Genomic DNA, 24,574 nt, shown 5'->3' with positions numbered 1-24,574 from the left:
ACAATCTTGCTAGACTCGCCGCCATCCGCCGGGGCGCCCGCGCCTGGCACCCCCACTCCATGCCACCGCAGCGACCAGAGAGATCAACGCCCCATGTCCCAAACGCCGAAGATTATCTACACGTTCACCGACGAAGCGCCTGCGCTGGCGACCCACTCGCTGCTACCGATCATCGACGCCTTCACCGACGCCGCCGGCATCGACGTGGAAACTCGCGACATCTCCCTGGCGGCCCGCATCCTCTCGCTGTTTCCCGACTATCTGGCCGAAGACCAGCGCGTCGAGGACCACCTCGCCGAACTGGGCGCCCTGGCCAAGACGCCGGAAGCCAACATCATCAAGCTGCCCAACATCAGCGCCTCCATGCCGCAGCTGCATGAGGCCATCAAGGAGCTGCAGGGACAGGGCTACCCCCTGCCGGACTACCCGTACGAGCCGAAGAACGACGAAGAGCGCGACATCCAGGCGCGCTACAACAAGGTCAAGGGGAGTGCCGTCAACCCGGTGCTGCGCGAAGGCAACTCCGACCGCCGTGCGCCGAAGGCCGTCAAGGCCTACGCCCGCAAGTACCCGCACCACATGGGCGAGTGGAGCCAGGCCTCGCGCAGCCACGTCTCGCACATGCATGGCGGCGACTTCTACCACGGCGAGAAGTCGATGACCCTGGACCGCCCCCGCAAGGTCAAGATGGAGCTGATCTCCAAGAGCGGCCAGGCCCACGTGCTCAAGCCCGAGGTCTCGCTGCAGGCGGGCGAGGTCATCGACAGCATGTTCATGAGCAAGAAGGCGCTGCTCGAGTTCTACGAGCGGGAGATCGAGGATGCGCGCCAGACCGGCGTGATGTTCTCCCTGCACGTCAAGGCGACGATGATGAAGGTCTCGCACCCCATCGTCTTCGGCCACTGCGTGAAGATCTTCTACAAGGAGGCCTTCGAGAAGCATGGCGAGCTGTTCGATGAGCTGGGCGTCGACGTCAACAACGGCATGGCGAACCTGTACGAGAAGATCGATACCCTGCCCGAGACCCAGCGCGAGGAGGTCATCCGCGACCTGCACGCCTGTCACGACCAGCGGCCGGAACTGGCGATGGTCGACTCGGCCCGCGGCATCACCAACTTCCACTCGCCCAGCGACGTGATCGTGGACGCCTCGATGCCGGCCATGATTCGTGCCGGCGGCAAGATGTACGGCGCCGACGGCCGCCTCAAGGACGTCAAGGCGGTGATGCCGGAGTCAACCTTCGCGCGCATCTACCAGGAGATGATCAACTTCTGTAAGTGGAATGGCGCCTTCGACCCGGCCACCATGGGCACCGTGCCCAACGTCGGCCTGATGGCCCAGAAGGCCGAGGAGTACGGCTCCCACGACAAGACCTTCGAGGCCCCGGAAGACGGTGTCGCCAACATCACCGACCTGGAGACCGGCGAGGTGCTGCTCTCCCAGACCGTCGAAGAGGGCGATATCTGGCGGATGTGCCAGGTCAAGGATGCGCCGATCCGCGACTGGGTGAAGCTCGCCGTGGAGCGCTGCCGCGACTCCGGCATGCCGGCCGTGTTCTGGCTCGATCCCTACCGTCCGCACGAGAATGAGCTGATCAAGAAGGTCAGGACCTATCTCGCCGAGCACGACACCGAGGGTCTCGACATCCAGATCATGTCCCAGGTCCGGGCCATGCGCTACACCCTGGAGCGCGTCGTGCGCGGCCTCGACACCATCTCGGTGACCGGCAACATCCTGCGCGACTACCTCACCGACCTGTTCCCGATCCTGGAGCTGGGCACCAGCGCCAAGATGCTCTCCATCGTGCCGCTGATGGCCGGTGGCGGCATGTTCGAGACCGGCGCCGGCGGCTCGGCGCCCAAGCACGTCCAGCAGCTCCTCGAGGAGAACCACCTGCGCTGGGACAGCCTCGGCGAGTTCCTCGCCATGGGGGCCTCCCTGGAGCATCTCGCCAAGACCTTCGACAACGCGCGGGCCGCCCTGATGGCCGAGGCGCTGGACAAGGCCACCGGCGAGTTCCTCGAGCACAACAAGTCGCCGTCGCGCAAGGCCGGCGAGCTGGACAACCGCGGCAGCCACTTCTATCTGGCCCTCTACTGGGCCCAGGCCCTGGCGGCGCAGGACGAGGACGCGGACCTCAAGGCACTCTTCGCTCGCCTGGCCGAGACCCTGACGGCCAACGAGGCGACCATCCTCGAGGAGCTCAACGGCGTGCAGGGACAGCCCGTGGACATCAAGGGCTACTACCATGCCGACGCCGAGCTGGCGCGTGACGTCATGCGTCCGAGCAAGACCCTGAACGACGCCCTGGCGCTGGTCGCCCAGGGCTGAAGGCAGCCCCCGAGGCGACCCGCCGCCCTTCCCGGGCGGCCCCTCCGGCTCCCGTCCGCCCTTGGCGGAGGGGAGCCGTTGCGTTGTAGCATCGGGCATTGCTCGGCGTCAGGCGCGCAGTATAGTGGGAAGACGATGAACCTTTACCTGTTGCACAAGCCCTACCGCATGCTCTCCCAGTTCACCGACCGCGGTGTCGATGAGGCGGAGCGCCGCGCCACCCTGGCCGATGTCATCTCGGTACCGGACATCTACGCCGCCGGACGGCTGGACTACGACTCCGAGGGACTCCTGCTGCTCAGCGACGATGGCGCGCTGATCCACCGCATCAGCCACCCCCGTCACAAGCAGCCCAAGACCTACCGCGTCCAGGTGGAGGGTGAGCCCGACGACGAGGCCCTCCGAGCCCTGCGAGAGGGCGTCGAACTCAAGGACGGCCGGACCCGGCCGGCGAAGGTCCGCCGGCTGGCCTCGAGCGAGCTGGCCGAGCGTACCCCGCCGGTGGATCCCAGGCGCCACCCCGTCACCACCTGGCTGGAGCTGACCATCGGCGAGGGACGTAACCGACAGGTGCGGCGCATGACCGCCCACGTCGGCCATCCGACCCTGCGTCTGGTCCGCGTGGCCATCGGCCCCTGGCGGCTGGACGGCCTGACGCCCGGAGAGTGGCGCCGCGAGACCCTGCATGCCCCCAAGCCGCCGGCCCAGCGCCGCCGCCCGCCGAGGAGACGCCCATGAGCCGCTGGCACCCCTTCGTCACCGTGGCCACCGTGGTGGAACGCGCCGGACGCTTCCTCATCGTCGAGGAAGACCGCGGCGGGCCCGAGACCCTGTTCAACCAGCCCGCCGGCCACCTGGAACCCGACGAGCGCATCCGCGACGCCGCCCTGCGCGAGCTGCGTGAGGAGACCGCCTGGCAGGTCGGCATCACCGACTACCTCGGCATGTACGTCTACCACACGCCCGACGGCCTGACCTTTCACAGCCACGGCTTCTTCGGCATGGCGCTGGCGCACCTCGGCAACGAGCTGGACCCGGCCATCCTCGCCGTGCACTGGCTGACCCTCGAGGAGCTCGAGGCGCTGGAGCGCGAGGGCCGCCTGAGAAGCCCCTTGGTGATGCGGCGCATCCGCGATGCGCTGGCGAGCCGCTTCTACCCCATGGACGTGATCCACGAAAGGTAGGGGCAAGAGCATCCCAGCATGCCCGCACTCACCGGACGACCGCAGCCCCCAGAGCGAGAGGCGTCGTGGGCAGGCCGAAGAGGGGGTCCGAGGACCAGGGACGGCCGAGGTAGCCTACAGGGACGTATTCATAGCGCCCCCCGCAGGCCTGTCACCGCAGCAGCCTCGGGCATTTCGGCCAAGAGCGTTGCTTGCCTATGGCCGAAGGCCTATCGGCGCCTGGCGCTCACATCATGTATAATCCCAGCCCATTTGTGACACACTCAATCCGAGAGCGCCCATGACCGCCACCACAGGCAAGGTGATCGTCGGCATGTCCGGCGGCGTCGACTCCTCCGTGTCCGCCCTGCTGCTGCTCGAGCAGGGGTACGAGGTCGAAGGCCTGTTCATGAAGAACTGGGACGAGGACGACGGCACGGAGTACTGCACCGCCAAGGAGGACCTGGCGGATGCCGAGGCCGTGTGCCAAAAACTCGGCATCACCCTGCACACCGCCAACTTTGCCGCCGAATACTGGGACAACGTCTTCGAGCACTTCCTGGCCGAGTACCAGGCGGGCCGCACCCCGAACCCGGACATCCTCTGCAACCGCGAGATCAAGTTCAAGGTGTTCCTCGAGTACGCCGAGATGCTCGGTGCCGAGAAGATCGCCACCGGCCACTATGTACGCGAGGCGGTACGTGACGGACGCCCGCGGCTGCTCAAGGGGCTCGATCCCAACAAGGACCAGAGCTACTTCCTGCACGCCGTGCCGGAGGCCGCCATCGCCCGCACCCTCTTCCCGGTCGGCGAGCTCGAGAAGCCCGAGGTGCGCGCCATCGCCGAGCGCCACGACCTGGTCACCGCGCGCAAGAAGGACTCGACCGGCATCTGCTTCATCGGCGAGCGCCGCTTCAGCGACTTCCTCAAGCAGTATCTGCCCGCCCAGCCCGGCGTGATCGAGACGCCCGAGGGCGAGGTGATCGGCGAGCACATGGGCCTGATGTACTACACCCTCGGCCAGCGTCAGGGGCTCGGCATCGGCGGACTCGCCCACCACCCCGATGCGCCCTGGTACGTGGCCGCCAAGGACCTCACGCGCAACGTGCTGGTCGCCGTGCAGGGCAAGCACCACCCGCTGCTCTACACCGACAGCCTGGCCACCGAGGCCATGGACTGGGTGGCCGGCGAGGCACCGGCCGCCGAGGGGCGCCTCACCGCCAAGACCCGCTATCGCCAGGAGGACGTGCCCTGCCGGTTCCACACCCGGCAGGATGGCGGCGTCGAGGTGCGCTTCGATGATCCCCAGCGCGCCGTGACCCCGGGGCAGTCGCTGGTGCTCTACGACGGCGACATCTGCCTCGGCGGCGGCGTGATCCGCACCACCTGGAACGCCACGGAGCCCGGCCAATGACCGCCTCGACCCCGATCCACCGCGCCCCGGACACGCCGGCCGCCCGCCAGGCCCTGGCCCTGGCCGGCGTCTTTCAGGCCGCCCACCTGGTCGACGAGCTCGCCCGTACCGGGCAGACCGACCAGCGCGCCTGGGAGACCCTGATCCGCGCCACCCTGGACACCAACCCGGAGAGCTTCGAGGCGATCTACGGCGGCCACCCCAACAACCTGCGCCAGGGCCTCGAGGTGCTCGAGGGCGTGGTCGGCCGCAAGCAGGTCAATCCGGTGGTGCTGCGCTACGGCTTCTCGCTGCTGATGCTGATGAATCAGCTGCGCACCAACGACGCCATGATGGACGATCTGGGGACGCGCCTGACGCGCATCCAGGGTCAGGCCGAGCACTTCGGCGAGACCCACGAGAACGTCATCTCGAGCCTCGGCGAGGCCTACCAGGAGACGCTCTCGACGCTCAAGACGCGCATCGTCGTCCAGGGCGACCCCTCGCTGCTGCAGAGCCGCATGATGCCGGAGCGGGTGCGCGCCATCCTGCTCGCCGGCATCCGCTTCGCCCTGCTCTGGCACCAGCAGGGGGGCCGGCGCTGGAAGCTGGTCTTCCAGCGCGGCGCCCTGAAGAAAGCCCTGGACCAGCTGGGCTGATCCGCCTGTTCATCACCCCGTTACCACTCCTCGATCGGAACCCGACCCATGCAAGCCGCTCCCCTGCCCCTCTCCGCCCTCACCGCCCTCTCTCCCGTGGATGGCCGCTACGAGTCCAAGGCCGCCGCCCTGCGCGAGCACTTCAGCGAGTTCGGCCTGATCCGCGCCCGGGTCATCGTCGAGATCCGCTGGCTCGAGTGCCTCGCCGAGCACCCTCAGATCACCGAGGTGCCGAGGCTCTCCGCCGAGGCCACCGCGCACCTCGAGGCCCTGCTGCGCGACTTCTCGCTGGCGGATGCCGAGCGCATCAAGACCATCGAGCGCACCACCAACCACGACGTCAAGGCGGTGGAGTACTTCATCAAGGAGAAGATCGCCGACCAGCCGGAGCTGCATGCGGTCACCGAGTTCGTGCACTTCGCCTGCACCAGCGAGGACATCAACAACCTCTCCCACGGCGTGATGCTGACCGACGGCCTGAAGGCGCTGCTGCCGATGATGCACCGGGTCGCCGACGAGGTCGCCCGCCTGGCCGAGGAGCACGCCGCCCAGCCGATGCTCTCGCGCACCCACGGCCAGACCGCGAGCCCGACCACGCTCGGCAAGGAGATGGCCAACGTCGCCTACCGCCTGCGCCGCCAGCTCAAGCAGATCGAGGCGGTCGAGATCTTCGGCAAGATCAACGGCGCGGTGGGCAACTACAACGCCCACCTCGCGACCTACCCCGAGGTGGACTGGGAGGCCAACGCCCGGCGCTTCGTCGAGGGGCTGGGCCTGACCTTCAACCCCTACACCACCCAGATCGAGCCCCACGACTACATCGCCGAGCTGTTCGACGCGGTGTGCCGCTTCAACACCATCCTCATCGACTTCGATCGCGACGTCTGGGGCTACATCTCGCTGGGCTACTTCAAGCAGCGCACCGTGGCCGGCGAGATCGGCTCCTCGACCATGCCCCACAAGGTCAACCCGATCGACTTCGAGAACTCCGAGGGCAACCTGGGGCTCGCCAACGCCGTGCTCGGCCACCTGGCCCAGAAACTGCCGATCTCCCGCTGGCAGCGCGACCTCACCGACTCCACGGTGCTGCGTAACCTCGGCGTGGGCCTGGCCTACGGCATGATCGCCTACCAGGCCTCGCTCAAGGGCATCTCCAAGCTCGAGGCCAACCCGGCGCGCCTGGCCGAGGACCTCGACAACAGCTGGGAGGTGCTCGCCGAGCCGATCCAGACCGTGATGCGCCGCTACGGCATCGAGAAGCCCTACGAGAAGCTCAAGGAGCTGACCCGCGGCAAGCGCATCGACCAGACCGGCTTCGCCGCCTTCATCGACACCCTCGAGCTGCCTGCCGAGGTGAAGAGCGAGCTCAAGGCACTCAGCCCGGCAAGCTACATCGGCAACGCCGAGGCCCAGGCGCGCAACCTGTAAGGCGCCAAGCGCCGAGCAATATACTGAGCGGCGCCGGGGACAGCTCGAAGAGGAGGTCCTACGCCAGGGATGGCGTCGGTAGCGCCCAGGGAAGGGTTCATAGCGCCTCCTCGTAGAGCTGTCGCCGGAACAGCCGCGACGGCGCAGAGCAGGCCCGCGACATGCTAGTATCCCGACAGGCGCCCTCCGGCGCCTGTCGCCGTTTCACCCCATCGCGAGCGCGAGACCATGTCACCAGACGAACCCCTCACCCTGCTCGGCGGCCTCTCTGCCACCGACTTCCTGCGCGATCACTGGCAGCGCAAGCCGCTGCTGATCCGCGGCGCCTTCCCCGACTTCCAGTGCCCCCTCGCCCCCGATGAGCTGGCCGGCCTGGCCTGCGAGGAGAACATCGAGGCGCGCCTGGTCGAGGAGCGCGGTCCCAAGGGGCCCTGGCAGGTCAGCCACGGCCCCTTCGATGAGGCCACCTTCGCCCGGCTGCCCGAGCGCGACTGGACCCTGCTGGTACAGGCCGTGGATCACTACGTGCCCGAGGTCGCCGCGCTGCTCGAGCACTTCACCTTCCTGCCGCGCTGGCGGCTGGATGACATCATGGTCAGCTACGCGCCGCCCGGCGGCAGCGTCGGCCCCCACGTCGACCAGTACGACGTCTTCCTGCTCCAGGGCCAGGGCACCCGGCGCTGGCAGCTCGGCGGCCAGGTCCCCGACGAGGCACCGATCCTTGCCGGCATCGACCTGCGCATCCTCGAGACCTTCGAGGTCGAGGCCGACCAGGACTGGGTCCTGGAGCCGGGCGACATGCTCTACCTGCCCCCCGCCTGGGCCCACCACGGCGTCAGCCAGTCCGACGACTGCCTGACGCTCTCGGTGGGCTTCCGTGCGCCCTCGGCGGACGAGGCCATCACCTCCTACGCCGACTACCTCGGCGAGCAGCTGCCGGCATCCATCCGCTACGCCGACGCCGGCATGGCGCCTCCGGCGGATCCCGCCGAGCTCGACGATGCTGCCGTGGCCCGCATGCGCCGGCTGATCTTCGACACCCTCGACGATCCGGCCCAGCTGGCCCAGTGGTTCGGCCGGGTGATGACCCAGCCCAAGTACGCCGACCAGCTGGTCCCCACCGAGACGCCGACCGGGCCCGAGGCGCTTGTCGCCGCACTACAGGAGGGCGAGCAGCTGGTGCGCAGCCCCGGCTCCCGCTTCGCCTGGCGGGCCCTGGACGAGACGCGGGCGACGCTGTTCGCCGACGGCGATGGCGTGGTGTGCGCCCTGCCGCTGGCCCGCACGCTGGCCTCCGAGGCGCCCCTGGACGCGGCGCTGCTGTCCTTTCCGGAGGCGCCCGCGCTGCTCGGCGCCCTGCGCGACGCCGGCAGCCTCGCCTGGCCCGACGAGTTCGAGGAGTAGTCGCAAGTAGAAAGTGGAGTTCGGTTCGTTAGTTTCACGCGAGGGGCGCCGGGGGCAGGCCGAAGCGGAGGTCCTACGCCAGGGGTGAGAAGCACTGCTTCGAACGGGCTGGCCATGGATGGCCAGCACTGGCCCTGCAAGCGGAACGGGACGCGAGAGCGAAGCAGGGCGTCGGTAGCCTACAGGGAAGTATTCATGGCGCCTCCTCGACGGTCCGGCGCCCCGGGGCCTGCCGCCGGATCAACCCCGAGCATGGGAAGGGATGACATGCTAAAAACCAAGCTAGAGATTCGCGAGGGCGACTGGGAGACGCTCGGCCCCGAGGCCACCGAGATCCGCCGGGTCGTCTTCATCGAGGAGCAACGCGTGCCCGTCGAGGAGGAGTGGGACGGGCGCGACGGCGACTGCCGCCACTTCCTGGCCGTGCAGGACGGCCGGCCAGTCGGCACCGCGCGGCTGCTGCCCGACGCCCACATCGGCCGGGTGGCGGTGCTCAATGAGGCACGCGGTTGCGGCGTCGGGGTGGCCCTGATGCAGGCCGCCATCGAGGCCGCCCGTCGTGACGGCCATCCGCGGGTGGAGCTCGCCGCCCAGACCCATGCCCTGGCCTTCTATGAACGACTGGGCTTCGAGGCCGTCGGTGGCGAGTTCATGGACGCCGGCATTGCGCACCGCAACATGCACCTCCCGCTCCAGGACTGAACCCCGTCCCGACCATCCCCTTCTCGGCATTCGACTACACGAAAGGCGGCGCCCGCCGCCTTCCTGTAGTCGAGTTACAACGCCTTGTGCACCCAAGGGGGAATGGTGAAGGCCCGTCATGCGGGGCCATAGTGGAATCCATGGCGAGGGAAGCGGGCCGGCGATCACCTGCCTCAGCGGCACGCAAGGGTCTCCCTCTTCCTCTCGCCGGAGTTCGACCAAGGCCGTAGAGACAAGCGCACGGCCCTGGTGGAACCTGAAGACACTTCGCAGGTGCAGCATAAGGCTTTCCGGATTCACGGGCTTGGCCGAATGATGCAGCAGGCGACTTTGGCGACACGCCGCGACGGATGGCGGCGATCGTGAGATTCCACTCCTGACCTGAAGGATGGCCCCATGACGACATTCAAAGACGAACTCAAGGCACTGGCTCAACTGCGCGAAGCCCAGCAAGGCAAGTGGGACAACGTCAACCCTGAGCACGCCGCCCGCATGCGGGTACAGAACCGCTTTCAGACCGGCCTGGACATCGCCCGCTACACCGCGAAGATCATGCGCGAGGACATGGCCGCCTACGACGCCGACAGCTCCCAGTACACCCAGTCGCTGGGCTGCTGGCACGGCTTCATCGGCCAGCAGAAGCTGATCTCCATCAAGAAGCACTTCAACACCACCAAGCGCTCCTACCTCTACCTTTCCGGCTGGATGGTCGCCGCGCTGCGCTCCGAGTTCGGCCCGCTGCCCGATCAGTCCATGCACGAGAAGACCAGCGTGCCGTCGCTGATCGAGGAGCTCTACACCTTCCTGCGCCAGGCCGACACCTGGGAGCTGAACCACCTGTTCCGCGACCTGGAAGAGGCGAAGAAGGCCGGCGACGAGAAGAAGGCCGATGAGCTGATCGCCAAGATCGACGGCCACGAGACCCACATCGTGCCGATCATCGCCGACATCGATGCCGGTTTCGGCAACGCCGAGGCCACCTACCTGCTGGCCAAGAAGATGATCGAGGCGGGTGCCTGCTGCATCCAGCTCGAGAACCAGGTATCCGACGAGAAGCAGTGCGGCCACCAGGACGGCAAGGTCACCGTGCCCCACGAAGACTTCATCGCCAAGATCAACGCCGTGCGCTACGCCTTCCTGGAACTCGGCGTCGAGGACGGCGTGATCGTCGCCCGCACCGATTCCCTGGGTGCCGGCCTGACCCAGAAGATCGCCGTGACCAACGAGCCGGGCGACCTGGGCGACCAGTACAACAGCTACCTGGACGGCGACGAGATCGACAGCGCCTCCGACATCGACAACGGCGACGTGGTGATCAAGCAGGACGGCAAGCTGGTCAAGGTCAAGCGCCTGGCCTCCGGCCTCTACCAGTTCAAGCCGGGCACCGGCGAGGACCGCGTGGTGCTGGACTGCATCACCAGCCTGCAGAACGGCGCCGACCTGCTGTGGATCGAGACCGAGAAGCCCCACGTCGGCCAGATCGCCGGCATGGTCAACCGCATCCGCGAGGTCTGCCCGGACGCCAAGCTGGTCTACAACAACTCGCCGTCCTTCAACTGGACCCTGAACTTCCGCCAGCAGGTCTTCGACGCCTGGGAACAGGAAGGCAAGGACGTCTCCGCCTACGAGCGCGCCGACCTGATGAACGCCAAGTACGACGAGACCGAGCTTGGCCGGCTGGCCGACGAGTGGACCCGCAACTTCCAGCGCGACGGCGCCCGCGAGGCCGGGATCTTCCACCACCTGATCACCCTGCCGACCTACCACACCGCGGCCCTGTCCACCGACAACCTGGCCAAGGGCTACTTCGGCGACGAGGGCATGCTGGCCTACGTGGCGGGCGTGCAGCGCAAGGAGATCCGCGAGGGCATCGCCACCGTCAAGCATCAGGACATGGCCGGCTCCAACATCGGCGACGACCACAAGGAGTTCTTCCACGGCGAGGCGGCCCTCAAGGCCGGTGGCAAGGACAACACCATGAACCAGTTCGGCTGAGCAGGCGGCGCGATCGGCCCGGGACCATGCCCGGGCCGATCGTGGCCCCTCATCGCTGATCCCGGGGAGGCCGTCACGGCCTCCCCTTTTTCATGCGGACCGTTTTCTGCTGATTGTTTTCATACTGCTCGCCTCGCCCCGGGGCTACACTCGCCATCATCATCGCCGGAACGCTGGCCAAGCCCCCTCGCGATGGGTAGACTCATTAGCGAACACTGTCCATTAACCTTTGGCCGTCCGCGCATGGCCGAGTGTTCCTCAAGGACATCAAGGAGATCTCCTCATGAAGCGCCTTCTTCCCGTTCTCGCCCTAGGCGTCCTGACGCTGGCCGGTTGCGCCAACACCTCGCCCTACTCCGGCAACGTCTATAGCGGCAACCAGGCCAAGGCGGCCCAGTCCGTCACCTTCGGCACCATCACCGCCCTGCGTCGGGTGCAGATCCAGGCCGACAGCCGTGCCGGCGGGCTGATCGGCACCGGCGGCGGCGCGGTGATCGGCGGCCTGCTGGGCAACCAGGTCGGCGGCGGCTCGGGCCGCACCCTCGCCACGGCGGCCGGGGTGATCGCCGGCAGCCTGGCCGGCTCCAAGATCGAGGAGTCCAGCAACCTGATTCCGGCCTGGGAGATCGAGATCCGCCAGGACAACGCCCAGGACGTGGTCATCGTCCAGAAGGCCGACCAGAACTTCCAGGTGGGCCAGCGCGTGCGCATCATCGGCAGCGGTTCCAGCGCCAGCGTCGCTCCCTACTGAGGGCACCGAGGCCGGAGCGGCCTGATCGCCGTGCACGGATCGGCCAGACACCGACCGGAACAGAAAAGGCCCGCGGAGCGATCCGCGGGCCTTTTTCGATGCATCGATGCTGGGGTGCCGGAGGGCGTGTCAGCGCGAGCGCCTCGCCCCTCGCAGCAGGTTCTGCCGGGGACTCAGTGCTGCACCTTGTTCATGGCCCAGCCGGCCAGCTTGGCGCCGACCAGCGCCAGCACGCCGATGACGATCAGGGTGAGCAGCAGGTCGACCGGCTGGACCACGGCGGTGGCGACCAGCACCGCCAGCGCCGGACACCAGACCCAGCGGTCGTCCTCGCTGCGCAGCACGGCGGGCAGCAGCCCATCGAGCCCGCGGTTGATCGAAGCATCCCAGCGCTTGAGCAAGAGCGTCAGGACGACGGCGAAGGCGATCAGCCAGATCAGGATCGGGGTCATGGCATTCTCCAGGACAGGGGGGACGTAAGGGGCAGAAATCTTGGTCTGTCAGGGTATCCCTGCCCGATAGACCACGCAACAGTCCGAACGTCCCTCGGCGGCGGATCGGCGGCCGCGCCAGGGTGAATGCCGCTCAGGCTCATCCGGCGCATCCTGAATTTCCTCAATGCCCCTGACAGCCGCTTGACCGGCGCGTTACCATGGCTGGCCACATGCACTCACCGAAAGGTTCTTCAATGCAGATTGCGCAGAATTCCGTTGTCGCGTTCCACTACACCCTGACCAACGACGCAGGTGAAGTGCTGGACAGCTCGGAAGGCCGCGAGCCGCTGACCTACCTCCACGGCGCCGGCAACATCATTCCGGGCCTCGAGAAGCAACTGGAAGGTCGCGCGGCTGGCGACAAGCTCCAGGCACAGGTGGCCCCGGAGGAAGGCTATGGCGAGATTCAGCCCCAGCTGGTGCAGGAAGTGCCGCGCGATGCCTTCCAGGGCGTCGAGAGCGTCGAGCCGGGCATGCAGTTCCAGGCGCAGACCCAGGGCGGCCCGCTGATGGTCACCGTGACCCAGGTCGAGGGTGATACCGTCACCGTCGACGGCAACCACCCGCTCGCCGGGCAGTCCCTGAACTTCGACGTCGAGATCGCCGAAGTCCGCGAGGCCAGCGAGGAAGAGGTCGAGCACGGCCACGTGCACGGTGAAGGTGGTCACGAGCACTGATCGCATTGCCGACAGCATGCCCCCGCCTGACGGCGAATCCGGCATGACGCGACGCGAAGGGGCAGCCATTGGCTGCCCCTTCGTCATTTTGGTTCGACCGCACGCGGTTCGAGTGGATGCGGCTCCACCCGGAGACGGTGCGCCGCCGCATCGTCCGCCCGACTCCGCTCTCGCGACGTCAGCGCGTGACCCGCTGCCCGACCCGGGCCGGCTCCCCCTCCTCTGTCTCGAAGTCCCGCAGGGTCCGGTAACCGCCCCACAGCCGGGTGGCGGTCGTCAGCAGGCAGGCCGCCGCGAACAGCGTGGCCAGCAGCGCGAAGTGGTCGGGGAACAGGCAGAACACCACGAAGGCCAGCACGGTCTCGGTACCCTCGGTCAGCCCGTGCAGGTAGTAGAAGGCCTTCTGCTGGAAACGCGGCCGCTCCAGGCCGTGACGGGTGGCCATGATGGCGAAGGCCAGGAAGGAGGTCCCGGTGCCGATGAAGGCGAACAGCAGCAGGGCCGCCGCCAGGGCATGGGCGGCCGGGTCGGCCAGGGCGAAGCCGAGCACCACCGCGCCGTAGAAGACGAAGTCCAGGCCGATGTCGAGGAAGCCGCCGGCGTCGCTGGCCCGGCCGGAGAGCCGGGCCAGCGCCCCATCGAGCCCGTCGCCGAGCCGATTGAGCAGGATCGCGACCAGCGCCGGCAGGTACGCCTCCAGGGCCAGCAGGGGCAGCGCCAGCATGCCGACCAGGAAGGCTGCCACCGTCACTTGATCGGGGCGCACCCGCCCGCGGGCGAGGCCCCGCGCCAGGCGCGTCAGCGGCGCCTGGGTAAGGGGCATGGTCCAGCGATCGAGCATTATTGCCCCCCCTTCCCGGTCGCTCGTGCGGCCTCTCGATCCGCGGCCTGTCCGACCGATGGCGCGGCGGCTTCCGCGTCCGACGTGCCGCGTCGCCAGGCGAAGTAGCGCGACAGCCAGCCCAGCACACGCTCCGGCTTGTGGGCGTTCTTCCACACTCCCGCCGTCGCCTTGACCGCCTCGCTGTGGGTCGGATAGGGGTGGATGGTGCCCAGCAGCTTGTTGAGCCCGATGCCGTGGGTCATCGCCAGGGTGAACTCGGCCAGCATCTCGCCCGCCCCCGGGCCGACGATGGTCGCGCCCAGCAGGCGATCACGCCCGGGCACGGTCAGCACCTTGATGAAGCCCTCGGTTCGGCCCTCGGCGATGGCCCGGTCCAGTTCGCTCAGGGCATAGCGGGTCACCTCGATCCCCACGCCCTGGCGCTCTGCCTCGCGCTCGTTGAGGCCGACGCGCGCCACCTCGGGGTCCGTGAAGGTGACCGCCGGCAGGGCCCGATAGCTCACGCGAAAGCGCTTGAGCTCGCCGAACAGCGCATTGACCGTGGCATGCCAGGCCTGGTGGGCGCTGGCATGGGTCAGCTGGTAGGGGCCGGCCACGTCGCCACAGGCCCAGACGTTGGGCAGCACGCTCTGCAGCGTCTCATCCACGGCCAGGGTGCCATCGGCGCGGGTCTCGACCCCCAGGGCCTCGAGGCCCAGCCCCTGGACGTTGGCCTGGCGCCCCACCGCCACCAGCAGGTGGCTGAAGGGCAGGCGCTCGAGATGCGCTTCGCCGTGCTCATCGGCATGCTCGACCTCCAGCACATGGCCACCGTGGTCGTCAGCGATCACCCGCCGCGCCCGGGTGGCGAGGCGTACCGCGACGCCCTCCTCGACGAGCCGCGCCTCGAGCTCGCCGGCCACGTCGCGATCCTCCCGGGGCAGCAGCTGCTCGCCCATCTCCACCAGCGACACCCGACTGCCGAGCCGGGCGAAGCTCTGCCCGAGCTCACAGCCGATCGGGCCGCCGCCCAGCACCACCAGCCGTTCGGGCAGCGTCTCGAGCTGCCAGAGGTTGTCCGAGGTGAGCACCTCGATGGCCTCGAGGCCCGGCAGCGGCGGCACCCGCGGGCGCGCCCCGCTGGCGATGATCACGTGGCGGGTGGTGATCACCCGCTCCGTCGCGCCCTCCCGGATTCGCACCCGCCAGGGATCGTCGAGGACGGCGTCGCCTTCGATCACCTCGACGCCCAGCCCCTCGTAGCGCTCGCGGCTATCGTGGGGCTCCACTTCGCGGATGGCCCGGTGCACGTGCCCCATCACCGCGGCGAAATCCACCTCGGGTTCGCCGGCGGTGACGCCGTAGCGTGGCGCCTCGCGGATCTCGCTTACGAGGCGGGCGGCGCGGATCAGCGCCTTGGAAGGCACGCAGCCGGTGTTGAGGCAGTCGCCGCCCAGCCGGTCGCGCTCGACCAGCGCCACCCGCGCCTTCACCGCCGAGGCGATGTAGCTCGCCACCAGCCCCGCCGAGCCGCCACCGATCACCACGATGTCCTGGTCGAAGCGGGCCGGCCTCGCGAAGCGACGGGCCAGCTGGCGCCGCTTGCCGATGGCCACCAGGCCACGGGCCAGCCAGGGGAAGAGGCCGATCAGCACGAAGGAGCCGATCAGGCCCGGTGAGAGGATGCCGGCCAGCGACTCCAGGTTGCCAAGCTCCCGGCCGGCATTCACGTAGACCGCGGTGCCGGGCAGCATACCCAGCTGGCTGACCCAGTAGAAGGTCGTCAGCCGCATGCGGGTCAGGCCCATCACCAGGTTGATCACGAAGAAGGGAAACAGCGGGATCAGCCGCAGCGTGAAGAGATAGAAGGCCCCCTCGCGCTCGATGCCGGCGTTGATGCGCGCAAGCTGGGTGGCGAAGCGCCGCTCCAGCGGCTCCCGCGCCAGGGTGCGGGCGATCAGCGCGGCGAGCGTCGCCCCCAGGCTGCTGGCGAAGGAGATCAGCAGGAGCCCCCAGCCGAGCCCGAACAGCGCGCCACCGAGCAGCGTCAGCAGGGTGGCCCCGGGCAGCGAGACCGCGGTGATGACCACGTAGATCAGGAAGAAGCCGCCGGCGACGGTCAGGGGATCGGCGGCCAGCCAGGCCTGGAAGCGGTCCTGCTCGGCCTGCAGGTTGGCCAGCGTCAGGACCTCGTCGGCACCGGTGAGGAAATAGGCCGCCACCAGCAGGGCGATCAAGGCCGCGAGTATCAGGCGTCGTCGAGTCAAGGGAGGGGCTCCTGGTCGAGAGGGGTGAGGGTCGAGTCGATACGTGGCCGATGAGGCCCGAACCGGGCGGATGCCAGCACGGCAACGCCCCTCTGTCGCCGCGGAACGGGGTCCCTTACACGGCGTACATTATTGCACAGAGCTTGTACGGAACCCTAGGCAATCGATAGGCTCCAATCTAACACCTCTCACCAACGGAGCCACCCATGAAACTGCCCTCCCCTCCCCTTCGGCACCTGGCGCTGCTGGCCCTGCCGGCCGCCTTCCTGCTGGGGAGCCCCTCCCAGGCCAGTGACGAGACGGCCAGCGCGGTCTTCGCCGGCGGCTGCTTCTGGTGCGTGGAAGAGGCCTACGACAAGGTCGACGGCGTGACCGCCACCACCTCGGGTTACACCGGCGGCCACACCGAGAACCCGACCTACCGTCAGGTCACGGCCGGCGGCACGGGGCACGCCGAGGCGGTCAAGGTCGACTACGACCCCGAGCGGGTCGACTACGAGACCCTGCTCTACGTGTTCTGGCGCAACGTCGACCCGTTCGCCGAGGATCGCCAGTTCTGCGACAAGGGCGCCTCCTACCGCAGCGCCATCTTCCCCATGAACGCCGAGCAGCGCGCCCTGGCCGAAGCCAGCCGCGAGGCCATGGCCGAGCGCTTCGACCGGGAGATCGCCACCGAGATCAGCGACTTCGACGCCTTCTACCCGGCCGAGGAGTACCACCAGAACTACTACGCCGAGAATCGCGTGCGCTACAACTTCTACAAGTCGGCCTGCGGCCGCGTCGACCGGCTCGAGGAGGTCTGGGGCGAGGAGGCCAGCGCCAGCACCGCGCCCTGAGCCTCGCGGCGCTCGCCGCGCCACAGCCAGGCGGCGAGCGCCAGGGTTCCGCCCAGCACCAGCCATGAGGCCAGCGCCACGCCGGGCCAGCCGGCGGCCCGCCAGAACGGCTCCAACCACAGGCCGCCGAGGCTCGCCCCGCCATAGTAGAACACCAGGTAGAGCGCCGAGGCGCTGCCCCGCGCCCGACCGGCGTGGCGCCCCACCCAGCTCGAGGCCATGGAGTGGGCCAGGAAGAAGCCGAAGGCGTTGAGCGAGAGCCCGACGATGATCCAGGCGAGCGAGCCGGCCAGGGTCAGGGTGGTGCCGACCGCGAAGATCAGGATCCCCAGCATCATGCACGTCGGCTGCGACCAGCGCCCGGCCAGGCGCCCCGAGAGCGACGAGCCGAGCGTCCCGCCCAGGTAAGTCAGGAAGATCAGGCCCAACAGCCGCGCCCCCAGTCCGAACGGCGCCTCCGCCAGGCGGAAGGTGAGGTAGCTGTACTGGTTGATGAAGATCATGAAGTTGAGCCCGCCGAGCAGGTAGGCGCCGAGCAGCCGCGGGGTCGCCAGGTGCCCGCCCAGATCGGCCAGGGCACCGCCCAAAGCGAAGCGACGCGGCGTGAAGGCGCGCGCCGGCGGCAACAGCTTCCAGAACAGCGCCAGCCCGACCAGCGTCATGCTCCCCACGGTCATGAAGCTCGCCGCGGGTCCACCGATCTCGGCCACCGCGCCACCGACCACTCGGCCGGCGATCCCGCCCAGCGAGTTGGCGCCGATATAGAGCCCCACCGCCGAGAGCAGTGCCGGGCGCTCGAACTCATCGCCCATCCAGGCGATGGCCACCGCCGGCAATCCCCCCAGCACGAACCCCTGCAGCGCCCGCAACGCCAGCAGGGCCTCGAAGGTCGGCGCCAGCGCCAGCGCCAGGGAGAGCAGGCCCGACGCCAGCAGGGTCAGGCGCATGATGGCGCCGCGGCCGATGGCATCGGAAAGCGGACCGAACACCAGCAGCGAGGCGGCCAGCGACAGCGTGGCGGCGGACATCGTCAGGCTGATGGCCAGCGTCGAGACGCCATAGGCCTCGCGCAGCGCCGGCAGCAGCGGCTGGGGAGCGTAGAGGTTGATGAAGACCAGGAAGGAGCCCAGGCAGAGCGCCAGGGTGGTGCGCCACCAGGCGGGGCTGCGCACCGCGAGCATGCCGTCCGCTCAGCCCTCGCCCAGGGCGTCGAGACGCCGGGCCAGCAGGACCGGCTCCAGGGTGCGGCGCGCCTGCCAGTAGTAGCGCTGCCAGTAGCGATTATCGAGCTCGGAGATCATCACGCCCCGGGACGTGGAGGCGTGCAGGAAGCGGCCCTCGCCGACGTAGATGCCGACGTGGCGATAGGCGCCGGGGGGGCGGAAGAACACCAGGTCGCCGGGACGCAGGTCATCACGCTCGATCTCGAGCCCCTGGCGCACCTGCTCGCCGGTGGTGCGCGGCAGGTCGAAGCGGAAGGTATCGCTGAAGATGTTCTGGACCAGCGCCGAGCAGTCGATGCCCCGGGTGCTCTCCCCGCCCAGCCGATAGGGGGTGCCGACCCAGCGCTCGTGCTGCGCCAGCAGGGCGCGTCGAATCAGCCGCGGGGGCGGGTGTCGCAGGCCTCGGGCCTCGAGGATGGGATTGTCCACCGGCGACATGCGGGGATCGCCGGGCAGGCCCGGCAGGTCGCGGGCGAAGTAGTCGCCGACCGGCGGCTTTTCGCTTGGCCCCGGCGCGGCGCAGCCGGCCAGCATCAGCAGGGCGACTCCCAGGGTTCCCACACGACACGCGCGAGCGTCCAGCATCCTGCAACGACCTAGTTGACGGAGCCGCATCTGCTCCTTCGATGCGGTGCGTTCCTCGGCTCCTGCGAATTGTCGCTGTGGCAGTGTTCCCTGATGCTTCGGGGGCACTGCCACAGCGGCCTCCCGGCGGCTCGCTGCGGGTCCATGGCCCGGCAGCGGCGCTGCGCCGAACCGACTATAAACCAAAGGCGCCTCGCAGGGCGAGTCCTCAGTGGAGGGTGCGATGGTCGCCCGGCAGCGTATCGATATGCAGCGGCGCCCAGTGGCGCGGCCGCGCCCCGGGAAAGTCGAGGCTGGCCCAGGCGCCGGCCAGGGGCGGCGCGCCGGAGAGCCAGGTCACCAGCGCCTGGCGGAAACCGGCCAGGAAGCTCTCGCGCTCGGGGGTCTCGCCCATGAAGAAGGAGAAACCGGCATGCAGGCCACGGGCGTACTCTTCCCAGCCCGCGTAGTGCTCGCTGGCCAGGGCGTGGGCCCGCTCGAGCAGGCGCAGGAAGGCGTCCTGCTCGAGCCAGCCGAGCTGGCGGCCGGCGATGGCCAGGTCCACCGCCTGGGCGATGTCCCAGGCCGCCAGGTCGATGTCGTTGCAGCCGTCCTCGTCGTCCCTGACACGCTTCAGCCGCAGCAGGTGGGCGCCCTCCTCCTCGCTGCACTCGTCGCTCTCGAGGATCGCGATCTCCGAGGCGAGCCGTCCCCGGTTGAGGGTGTAGGGGGCGTAGTTGATCTGATACTCCTGACGATCGCCCGCCTCGATCAGGTAATCGAGGAACTCGGTGAGCTCTGCCGCGCCGTGCAGGGCGTAGTGGCCGTCGACCCACTCGCGAATGGCCGCGCACTCGCGCTCGCTCTCCGGCTGGGGCAGGCTCCAGGCCGGACTGTTGAGCGGTCCCACCAGGGCCATGGCCGTGAAGTGGACGAGCGTCGGCCGCGGACCGGGCTCGTGCCACTCTCCGCCCCGCCAGTCGAGCCAGTGGAAGAGGCTGCCGGGATCCTCCAGGTGCCAGCGGATCTCGGCGACCATCGGCGCCTGCTCGGGCTCGGGGAGCAGGCTCTCCCACTGGGCCCAGGCCTTCAGCAGGCGCCGGGCATCGGGATAGAAGCGGCACAGCGAGCCCTGCAGGGCACGCGCCAGCGCGGCCAGGCGGGTCCCATCGAAGTCGCCGCTGTCCATGGCCATCTGCAGGTGGAAGGCGAACTTTTCGGCCATGTGGATCGTCGCCGCGTGGCGGCTGGCCTGCTTCAGGCCGTCGCGGGCGGCCAGTTCCTTGGGCAGCGCATGGCCGAAGGGCGTCTCGGCCATCGGCAGGGCCCCGTGGGCGGCGTCCGCGGCCAGCTGATTGAGGTGATGGGCCTGGGCCGGCAGCCAGTAGCGGGAGAGCGCCTCGACGCCCTCGTCGGCATGCAGGTCGAGGGTCTCGGCGAGGTAGTGTCGCGCCTCTTCGCGCCGTGCCGCCGGCAGCTCGGGTGGCGTGCCCTGGCGGGCGGCGAACTCGGGCTCGCGCACCGTCGCCAGCGCCAGCACCCAGTGGCGCGGATCGCGGCGCCAGGCCCCCAGGGCGCCCCGCGACGCCGCGATGAGCTCGTCGGCGACCAGCCCCTGCAGGGGCGTCTTCCAGGGGCTGACCGGCGACTGCAGCAGCAGCGACCAGTCGGCCTCGAGCGAGGGCAGCAGGTTGCGCCCCTCGAACAGGCTGCGGCCGCGCTGGTAGGCCCGCGCCAGGGCCGCCCAGTCGCTGTAGCGACGCAGCAGCAGATCGGCCCCGTGGTGGGCGAAGTCGTGGGCCTCTTGTGTATCGAGCCACCCCAGGCAGGCCCCCGCCCAGGCCAGGTCGACCAGCCGCAGCCAGTCCCAGGCGGCCCACTCCAGCGGCTCGCCGCGGTCGAGGAAGCCGAGCAGCACCCGGCCGTAGTCGCGCTCTCCCCCGTCCAGCGCGTCCTGCCACTGTCGTCGCGCCGCGCCATCGGCCTCGAGCAGGCGCGAGGCGTCCAGGTCCCAGCCGTGACGGTCGCCCTGGGCGGCCAGCCACAGCAGGCTGCGCACCAGGTCGTCACGGCCCTGGATCTGCCACGCCTCGTCAAGCCAGGCCTCGAGGCGCTGCCAGTCATGGGCGCCGGCCGGCAGTTCGAGGACCGGCGAGAAGGCGGCGCGCAGACGCCATACCTGATGCTCGGGGGGCGTCGGCCAGAGCGCCGCCTCCCGGGGATGATGGGCGAGCCACTCCTGCAGCATCTCCCAGGTCACTCCGGCGCCGTCATGTTCGAGGGCCGCCAGCGCCTCACAGGCCTCATAGAAGCCGTCGTCACCGCGCACCCAGCCCTCGGCGCTGCGGGCATGCAGCAGCGCCGATAGCCAGGCATCTAGGCTCGCGTGGTGCGCGGTGATCTCCTCGGCCAGCCGCTGGGCCCAGCCGCGGGCGCGTGCCTCGCAGAGCCAGCCGGCGCCGCCGGCCAGGGCGATGATCTCCAGGCCGGCCAGCAGCCGCGCCGGGTCGAGGTGGCCCCCGGTGCCGAGGGTCTCCAGCAGGCACCAGCCCAGCTCGCCTCGATCGACGACCCCGAGCGCCGAGAGTCGCGCAACCGCCGTCTCGGCATCCACTGTGAGAGGATCGGGGGCGAAGGCCCAGTCACACAGCACCAGCTGCTGGGCCCACCAGGCATTAAGGGGATCGACCAAGGCTCACCTCGCCATCATCCGGAACAGGAACGTGCAGTGCTGCCAAGCGCAGCAAGTCGGCGGCATAGTGTACCGGAAAGCCGTGCCAGCGCCGATGGCCATGGGAGACTCGCGCGAGAAAATCGCGCTGGACGCGGGCTTGGCGACATGTTTTAAATAATGCACACTCGTCAAACAAGATGATCATATCACGAGGAACCCTGATGTCTGCGCACCCCGAGCTGCTGATCGACAAGGCCTTTGTGGCCGGCCAGTGGCGAGACGGCGAACGCCGTTTCGCCGTGACCAATCCCGCCACCGGCGAACGCCTGGCCGAGGTCCCGGATCTCAGCGGCGAGCAGGCCCGTGAGGCCGTCGCCGCGGCCGCGGATGCCTGGCCGGCCTGGCGCCGGAAGACCGCCAAGGAGCGCGCCGCCCTGCTGCGTGGCTGGTTCGATCGCATCATGGAGCACCAGGAGGCCCTGGCGCGGCTGATGACCCTCGAGCAGGGCAAGCCGCTCGCCGAGTCCCGGGGCGAGGTGGCCTACGGCGCCGCCTTCGTGGAGTACTACGCCGAGGAGGCCAAGCGGGTGGCCGGCGAGACCCTGCCCGGCCACGGCGCGGACAAGCGCATCCTGGTGTTCCGCGAGCCGATCGGCGTGGTGGCGGCGATCACCCCCTGGAACTTCCCGCTGGCCATGATCACCCGCAAGTGCGCCCCGGCGCTCGCCGCCGGCTGCCCTGTGGTGATCAAGCCCGCCGAGGCCACGCCGCTGACCGCCCTGGCGCTGGCCAAGCTCGCCGAGGAGGCCGGCTTCCCGGCCGGCGTGATCAACGTGGTGACCGCCTCGAAGCCCGCCGAGATCGGCGAGGTGCTGACCACCGATCCGCGGGTGCGCAAGATCTCCTTCACCGGCTCCACCCCGGTCGGCAAGCGGCTCCTCGCCCAGTGCGCCGGCACGGTGAAGAAGGCCTCCATGGAGCTCGGCGGCAACGCGCCCTTCATCGTCTTCGACGATGCCGACCTGGACGCCGCCGTCGAGGGGGCCGTGGCCTCCAAGTTCCGCAACTCCGGCCAGACCTGCGTGTGCACCAACCGCCTGCTGGTCCAGGCCGGGGTCTACGACGCCTTCCTCGAGAAGCTCGCCGCGCGGGTCGCCGAACTCCAGGTGGGCAACGGCCTCGAGGAGGGCGTGGTGCAGGGCCCGCTGATCAATGACGCCGCCGTCGACAAGGTGCAGACGCACATCGCCGATGCCCTCGACAAGGGCGGACGCCTGGTCTGCGGCGGCGCGCCCCACGCGCTGGGCGGCACCTTCTTCGAGCCGACGATCATCGCCGACGTCACCGACGCGATGCGCGTGGCTCGCGAAGAGACCTTCGGCCCGCTGGCCCCGGTGTTTCGCTTCGAGACCGATGACGAGGCGATCGCCATGGCCAATGCCACCGAATTCGGCCTCGCCGCCTACTTCTATGCCCGCGACTATCGTCGTATCTGGCATGTGATGGAAGGGCTCGAATATGGCATGGTGGCGGTCAACGAGGGCATCCTGTCCACCGAGCTTGCCCCCTTCGGAGGCGTGAAGGAATCGGGCCTGGGACGCGAAGGGTCGCGCCACGGCCTGGACGAGTACACTGAACTAAAATACGTCTGCGTCGGCGGCCTCTGATCGCCCGCAGCGTCTAACTAGGAGTCAGGACCCATGAACAACGCACAGCTCAACGAACTCAAGCAGCGCTACGTGGCCAGCGGTGCCGCGAGCCCGGCCACCCAGTTCGCCGACCGCGCCGAGAACGCCCTGATCTGGGATGCCGACGGCAACCGGATCATCGACTTCGCCGGCGGTATCGGCGTGCTCAACATCGGCCATCGCCATCCCAAGGTGGTCCAGGCGGTCAAGGACCAGCTCGACAAGGTGATGCACACCTGCCAGACCGTGATGCCCTATGAGGGCTACGTGAAGGTGGCCGAGAAGCTCAGCCAGGTCACCCCGGTGCGCGGCCATGCCAAGGTGATGCTCGCCAACTCCGGTGCCGAGGCCCTGGAGAACGCGGTCAAGGTCGCCCGTGCGGCCACCGGCAAGAACAACGTCATCTGCTTCGACGGCGGCTACCACGGCCGTACCTTCATGACCATGGCGATGAACGGCAAGGTCGCCCCCTACGCCACCGACTTCGGCAGCATGCCGGGCAACGTCTTCCGCGCGCCCTACCCCGTGCCCTACCACGGCGTCAGCGAGGACGAGGCCCTGCGCGGCCTGAAGATGGCGCTGAAGACCGATGCCAATCCCAAGGACACCGCGGCCATCGTGCTCGAGCCGGTGCTCGGCGAGGGCGGCTTCTACCCGGCGCCGGCGAGCTTCCTCAAGGCGATCCGCGAAATCTGCGACGAGCACGGCATCCTGATGATCGTCGACGAGGTGCAGTCCGGCTTCGGGCGGACCGGCAAGCTGTTCGCCATCGAGCACAGTGGCGTCGAGCCGGACATCATGACCATGGCCAAGAGCATGGCCGATGGCATGCCGATCTCCGCCGTGGTCGGCACCGACACGGTCATGGACGCCTCCGGCGCCAACTCCCTGGGCGGCACCTACACCGGCAGCCCGGTCTCCTGCGCCGCGACCCTGGCCGTGCTCGAGGTGTTCGAGGAAGAGAACATCCTCGGCAAGAGCCAGGCGCTCGGCGACAAGCTGGCCAAGCGCTTCGACCAGTGGCAGCAGGACTTCGAGTGCGTCGACTTCGGCCGCAACATGGGCGCCATGGCCGCCATCGACCTGGTCTCCGACCGGGATAACCACACCCCGGACGCCGAGCTGGCCGGCGCGCTGTGCAAGAAGGCCCGCGAGAAGGGACTGATCCTGCTCTCCTGTGGCCTCTACGGCAACACCATCCGCTTCCTGATGCCGGTGACCATCGAGGACGAGGTTCTCGAGGAAGGCCTGGCCATCGTCGAGGAGTCCCTCAGGGAGCTGGTCGGCAGCAAGAGCGCCGCCACCGCCTGACGCAAGGCCCTGACGGTACAACATCGCGCATGACCCGACCGCCCGGCTGGAGACAGCCGGGCGGCTTGCGTCGGGGCGTTACGCTAGCGCTTGCATGGTGGCCTGCGTCGGGGGACGCCATCGGGCCGATTCCCTGCTAAGGTCGCCACGGCGAGGCGCGCGTCGCTCTCGTTATCCCCCCTTTCGCTGCC

The 24,574-nt window shown here is 68.9% G+C and carries 20 protein-coding genes; 14 read left to right on the top strand and 6 right to left on the bottom strand.

Translation table 11 applies throughout. The features are described 5' to 3' along the window. Window positions 1–93: 93 nt before the first annotated feature. The 10 genes from ACGTNG_RS04385 (at window position 94) to ACGTNG_RS04340 (ending at window position 11,826) form a co-directional block, all read left to right on the top strand. On the top strand, window positions 94–2,331 hold the full coding sequence (locus tag ACGTNG_RS04385; RefSeq protein WP_394575714.1) for an NADP-dependent isocitrate dehydrogenase: 2,238 nt from the start codon (window positions 94–96) through the stop codon (window positions 2,329–2,331). 135 nt (window positions 2,332–2,466) lie between these two features. Then, complete coding sequence (locus tag ACGTNG_RS04380) at window positions 2,467–3,069, top strand: pseudouridine synthase (protein ID WP_394575713.1); 603 nt, start codon at window positions 2,467–2,469, stop codon at window positions 3,067–3,069. Next, complete coding sequence (locus tag ACGTNG_RS04375; protein WP_138180554.1) at window positions 3,066–3,515, top strand: NUDIX domain-containing protein; 450 nt, start codon at window positions 3,066–3,068, stop codon at window positions 3,513–3,515. The genes ACGTNG_RS04380 and ACGTNG_RS04375 overlap by 4 nt, the downstream gene beginning before the upstream one ends. A gap of 280 nt (window positions 3,516–3,795) precedes the next feature. Next, entirely contained in the window at window positions 3,796–4,908 is a 1,113-nt protein-coding gene (gene mnmA, locus ACGTNG_RS04370) for a tRNA 2-thiouridine(34) synthase MnmA (RefSeq protein WP_394575711.1), read from the top strand. Then, a complete protein-coding gene (gene hflD, locus ACGTNG_RS04365) occupies window positions 4,905–5,546 on the top strand; it encodes a high frequency lysogenization protein HflD (RefSeq protein WP_394575710.1) in 642 nt (213 codons plus the stop codon). The genes mnmA and hflD overlap by 4 nt, the downstream gene beginning before the upstream one ends. Window positions 5,547–5,609: 63 nt before the next feature. Then, window positions 5,610–6,974, top strand: a complete 1,365-nt coding sequence (purB, locus tag ACGTNG_RS04360; RefSeq protein WP_394576167.1) for an adenylosuccinate lyase — start codon at window positions 5,610–5,612, stop codon at window positions 6,972–6,974. A 228-nt stretch (window positions 6,975–7,202) separates the two neighbouring features. Next, the gene (locus ACGTNG_RS04355; RefSeq protein ID WP_394575709.1) at window positions 7,203–8,378 is read left to right on the top strand and encodes a JmjC domain-containing protein; all 1,176 of its coding nucleotides are present in this window, start codon (window positions 7,203–7,205) and stop codon (window positions 8,376–8,378) included. A gap of 267 nt (window positions 8,379–8,645) precedes the next feature. Beyond that, the gene (locus tag ACGTNG_RS04350) at window positions 8,646–9,080 is read left to right on the top strand and encodes a GNAT family N-acetyltransferase (RefSeq protein WP_394575708.1); all 435 of its coding nucleotides are present in this window, start codon (window positions 8,646–8,648) and stop codon (window positions 9,078–9,080) included. A 396-nt stretch (window positions 9,081–9,476) separates the two neighbouring features. After that, complete coding sequence (locus tag ACGTNG_RS04345) at window positions 9,477–11,075, top strand: isocitrate lyase (RefSeq protein WP_394575707.1); 1,599 nt, start codon at window positions 9,477–9,479, stop codon at window positions 11,073–11,075. A gap of 283 nt (window positions 11,076–11,358) precedes the next feature. Then, on the top strand, window positions 11,359–11,826 hold the full coding sequence (locus tag ACGTNG_RS04340; RefSeq protein WP_394575706.1) for an outer membrane lipoprotein: 468 nt from the start codon (window positions 11,359–11,361) through the stop codon (window positions 11,824–11,826). Between the two features lie 173 nt (window positions 11,827–11,999). On the opposite strand, the gene ACGTNG_RS04335 is transcribed toward ACGTNG_RS04340, so the two are convergent. Next, window positions 12,000–12,278, bottom strand: coding sequence for a hypothetical protein (locus ACGTNG_RS04335; protein WP_394575705.1), 279 nt, complete (start codon window positions 12,276–12,278; stop codon window positions 12,000–12,002). Window positions 12,279–12,514: 236 nt separating this feature from the next. On the opposite strand from ACGTNG_RS04335, the gene ACGTNG_RS04330 reads away from it, so the two are divergent. After that, entirely contained in the window at window positions 12,515–12,997 is a 483-nt protein-coding gene (locus ACGTNG_RS04330; protein WP_108444778.1) for an FKBP-type peptidyl-prolyl cis-trans isomerase, read from the top strand. A 178-nt stretch (window positions 12,998–13,175) separates the two neighbouring features. Here the strand turns inward: ACGTNG_RS04330 and ACGTNG_RS04325 are convergent, their stop codons facing one another. Then, window positions 13,176–13,838, bottom strand: coding sequence for a CDP-alcohol phosphatidyltransferase family protein (locus ACGTNG_RS04325; RefSeq protein WP_394575703.1), 663 nt, complete (start codon window positions 13,836–13,838; stop codon window positions 13,176–13,178). Then, window positions 13,838–16,087, bottom strand: a complete 2,250-nt coding sequence (locus ACGTNG_RS04320; protein WP_394575702.1) for a dihydrolipoyl dehydrogenase family protein — start codon at window positions 16,085–16,087, stop codon at window positions 13,838–13,840. Before ACGTNG_RS04320 ends, ACGTNG_RS04325 begins: the two co-directional genes overlap by 1 nt. A gap of 206 nt (window positions 16,088–16,293) precedes the next feature. Between ACGTNG_RS04320 and msrA the strand changes: the two genes are divergently transcribed. After that, on the top strand, window positions 16,294–16,923 hold the full coding sequence (gene msrA, locus ACGTNG_RS04315; protein WP_394575701.1) for a peptide-methionine (S)-S-oxide reductase MsrA: 630 nt from the start codon (window positions 16,294–16,296) through the stop codon (window positions 16,921–16,923). On the opposite strand, the gene ACGTNG_RS04310 is transcribed toward msrA, so the two are convergent. From ACGTNG_RS04310 to ACGTNG_RS04300, 3 genes are all read right to left on the bottom strand, one after another. Continuing rightward, the gene (locus ACGTNG_RS04310) at window positions 16,845–18,104 is read right to left on the bottom strand and encodes an MFS transporter (protein WP_394575700.1); all 1,260 of its coding nucleotides are present in this window, start codon (window positions 18,102–18,104) and stop codon (window positions 16,845–16,847) included. The genes msrA and ACGTNG_RS04310 overlap by 79 nt on opposite strands. 9 nt (window positions 18,105–18,113) lie before the next feature. Beyond that, window positions 18,114–18,731: an NlpC/P60 family protein gene (locus ACGTNG_RS04305; protein WP_394575698.1), complete on the bottom strand. Its 618-nt coding sequence runs from the start codon at window positions 18,729–18,731 to the stop codon at window positions 18,114–18,116. A 208-nt stretch (window positions 18,732–18,939) separates the two neighbouring features. Further along, on the bottom strand, window positions 18,940–21,402 hold the full coding sequence (locus ACGTNG_RS04300; RefSeq protein ID WP_394575697.1) for a DUF1266 domain-containing protein: 2,463 nt from the start codon (window positions 21,400–21,402) through the stop codon (window positions 18,940–18,942). A gap of 203 nt (window positions 21,403–21,605) precedes the next feature. On the opposite strand from ACGTNG_RS04300, the gene ACGTNG_RS04295 reads away from it, so the two are divergent. Then, a complete protein-coding gene (locus ACGTNG_RS04295; protein ID WP_394575696.1) occupies window positions 21,606–23,051 on the top strand; it encodes an NAD-dependent succinate-semialdehyde dehydrogenase in 1,446 nt (481 codons plus the stop codon). A 33-nt stretch (window positions 23,052–23,084) separates the two neighbouring features. Next, window positions 23,085–24,383, top strand: coding sequence for a 4-aminobutyrate--2-oxoglutarate transaminase (gabT, locus tag ACGTNG_RS04290; protein ID WP_394575695.1), 1,299 nt, complete (start codon window positions 23,085–23,087; stop codon window positions 24,381–24,383). Window positions 24,384–24,574: the final 191 nt, after the last annotated feature.

The organism is Halomonas sp. B23F22_3, from assembly GCF_043496965.1.
In the GTDB taxonomy this organism is placed as follows: domain Bacteria; phylum Pseudomonadota; class Gammaproteobacteria; order Pseudomonadales; family Halomonadaceae; genus Halomonas.
This window is presented reverse-complemented; position numbering and strand designations above follow the sequence as displayed.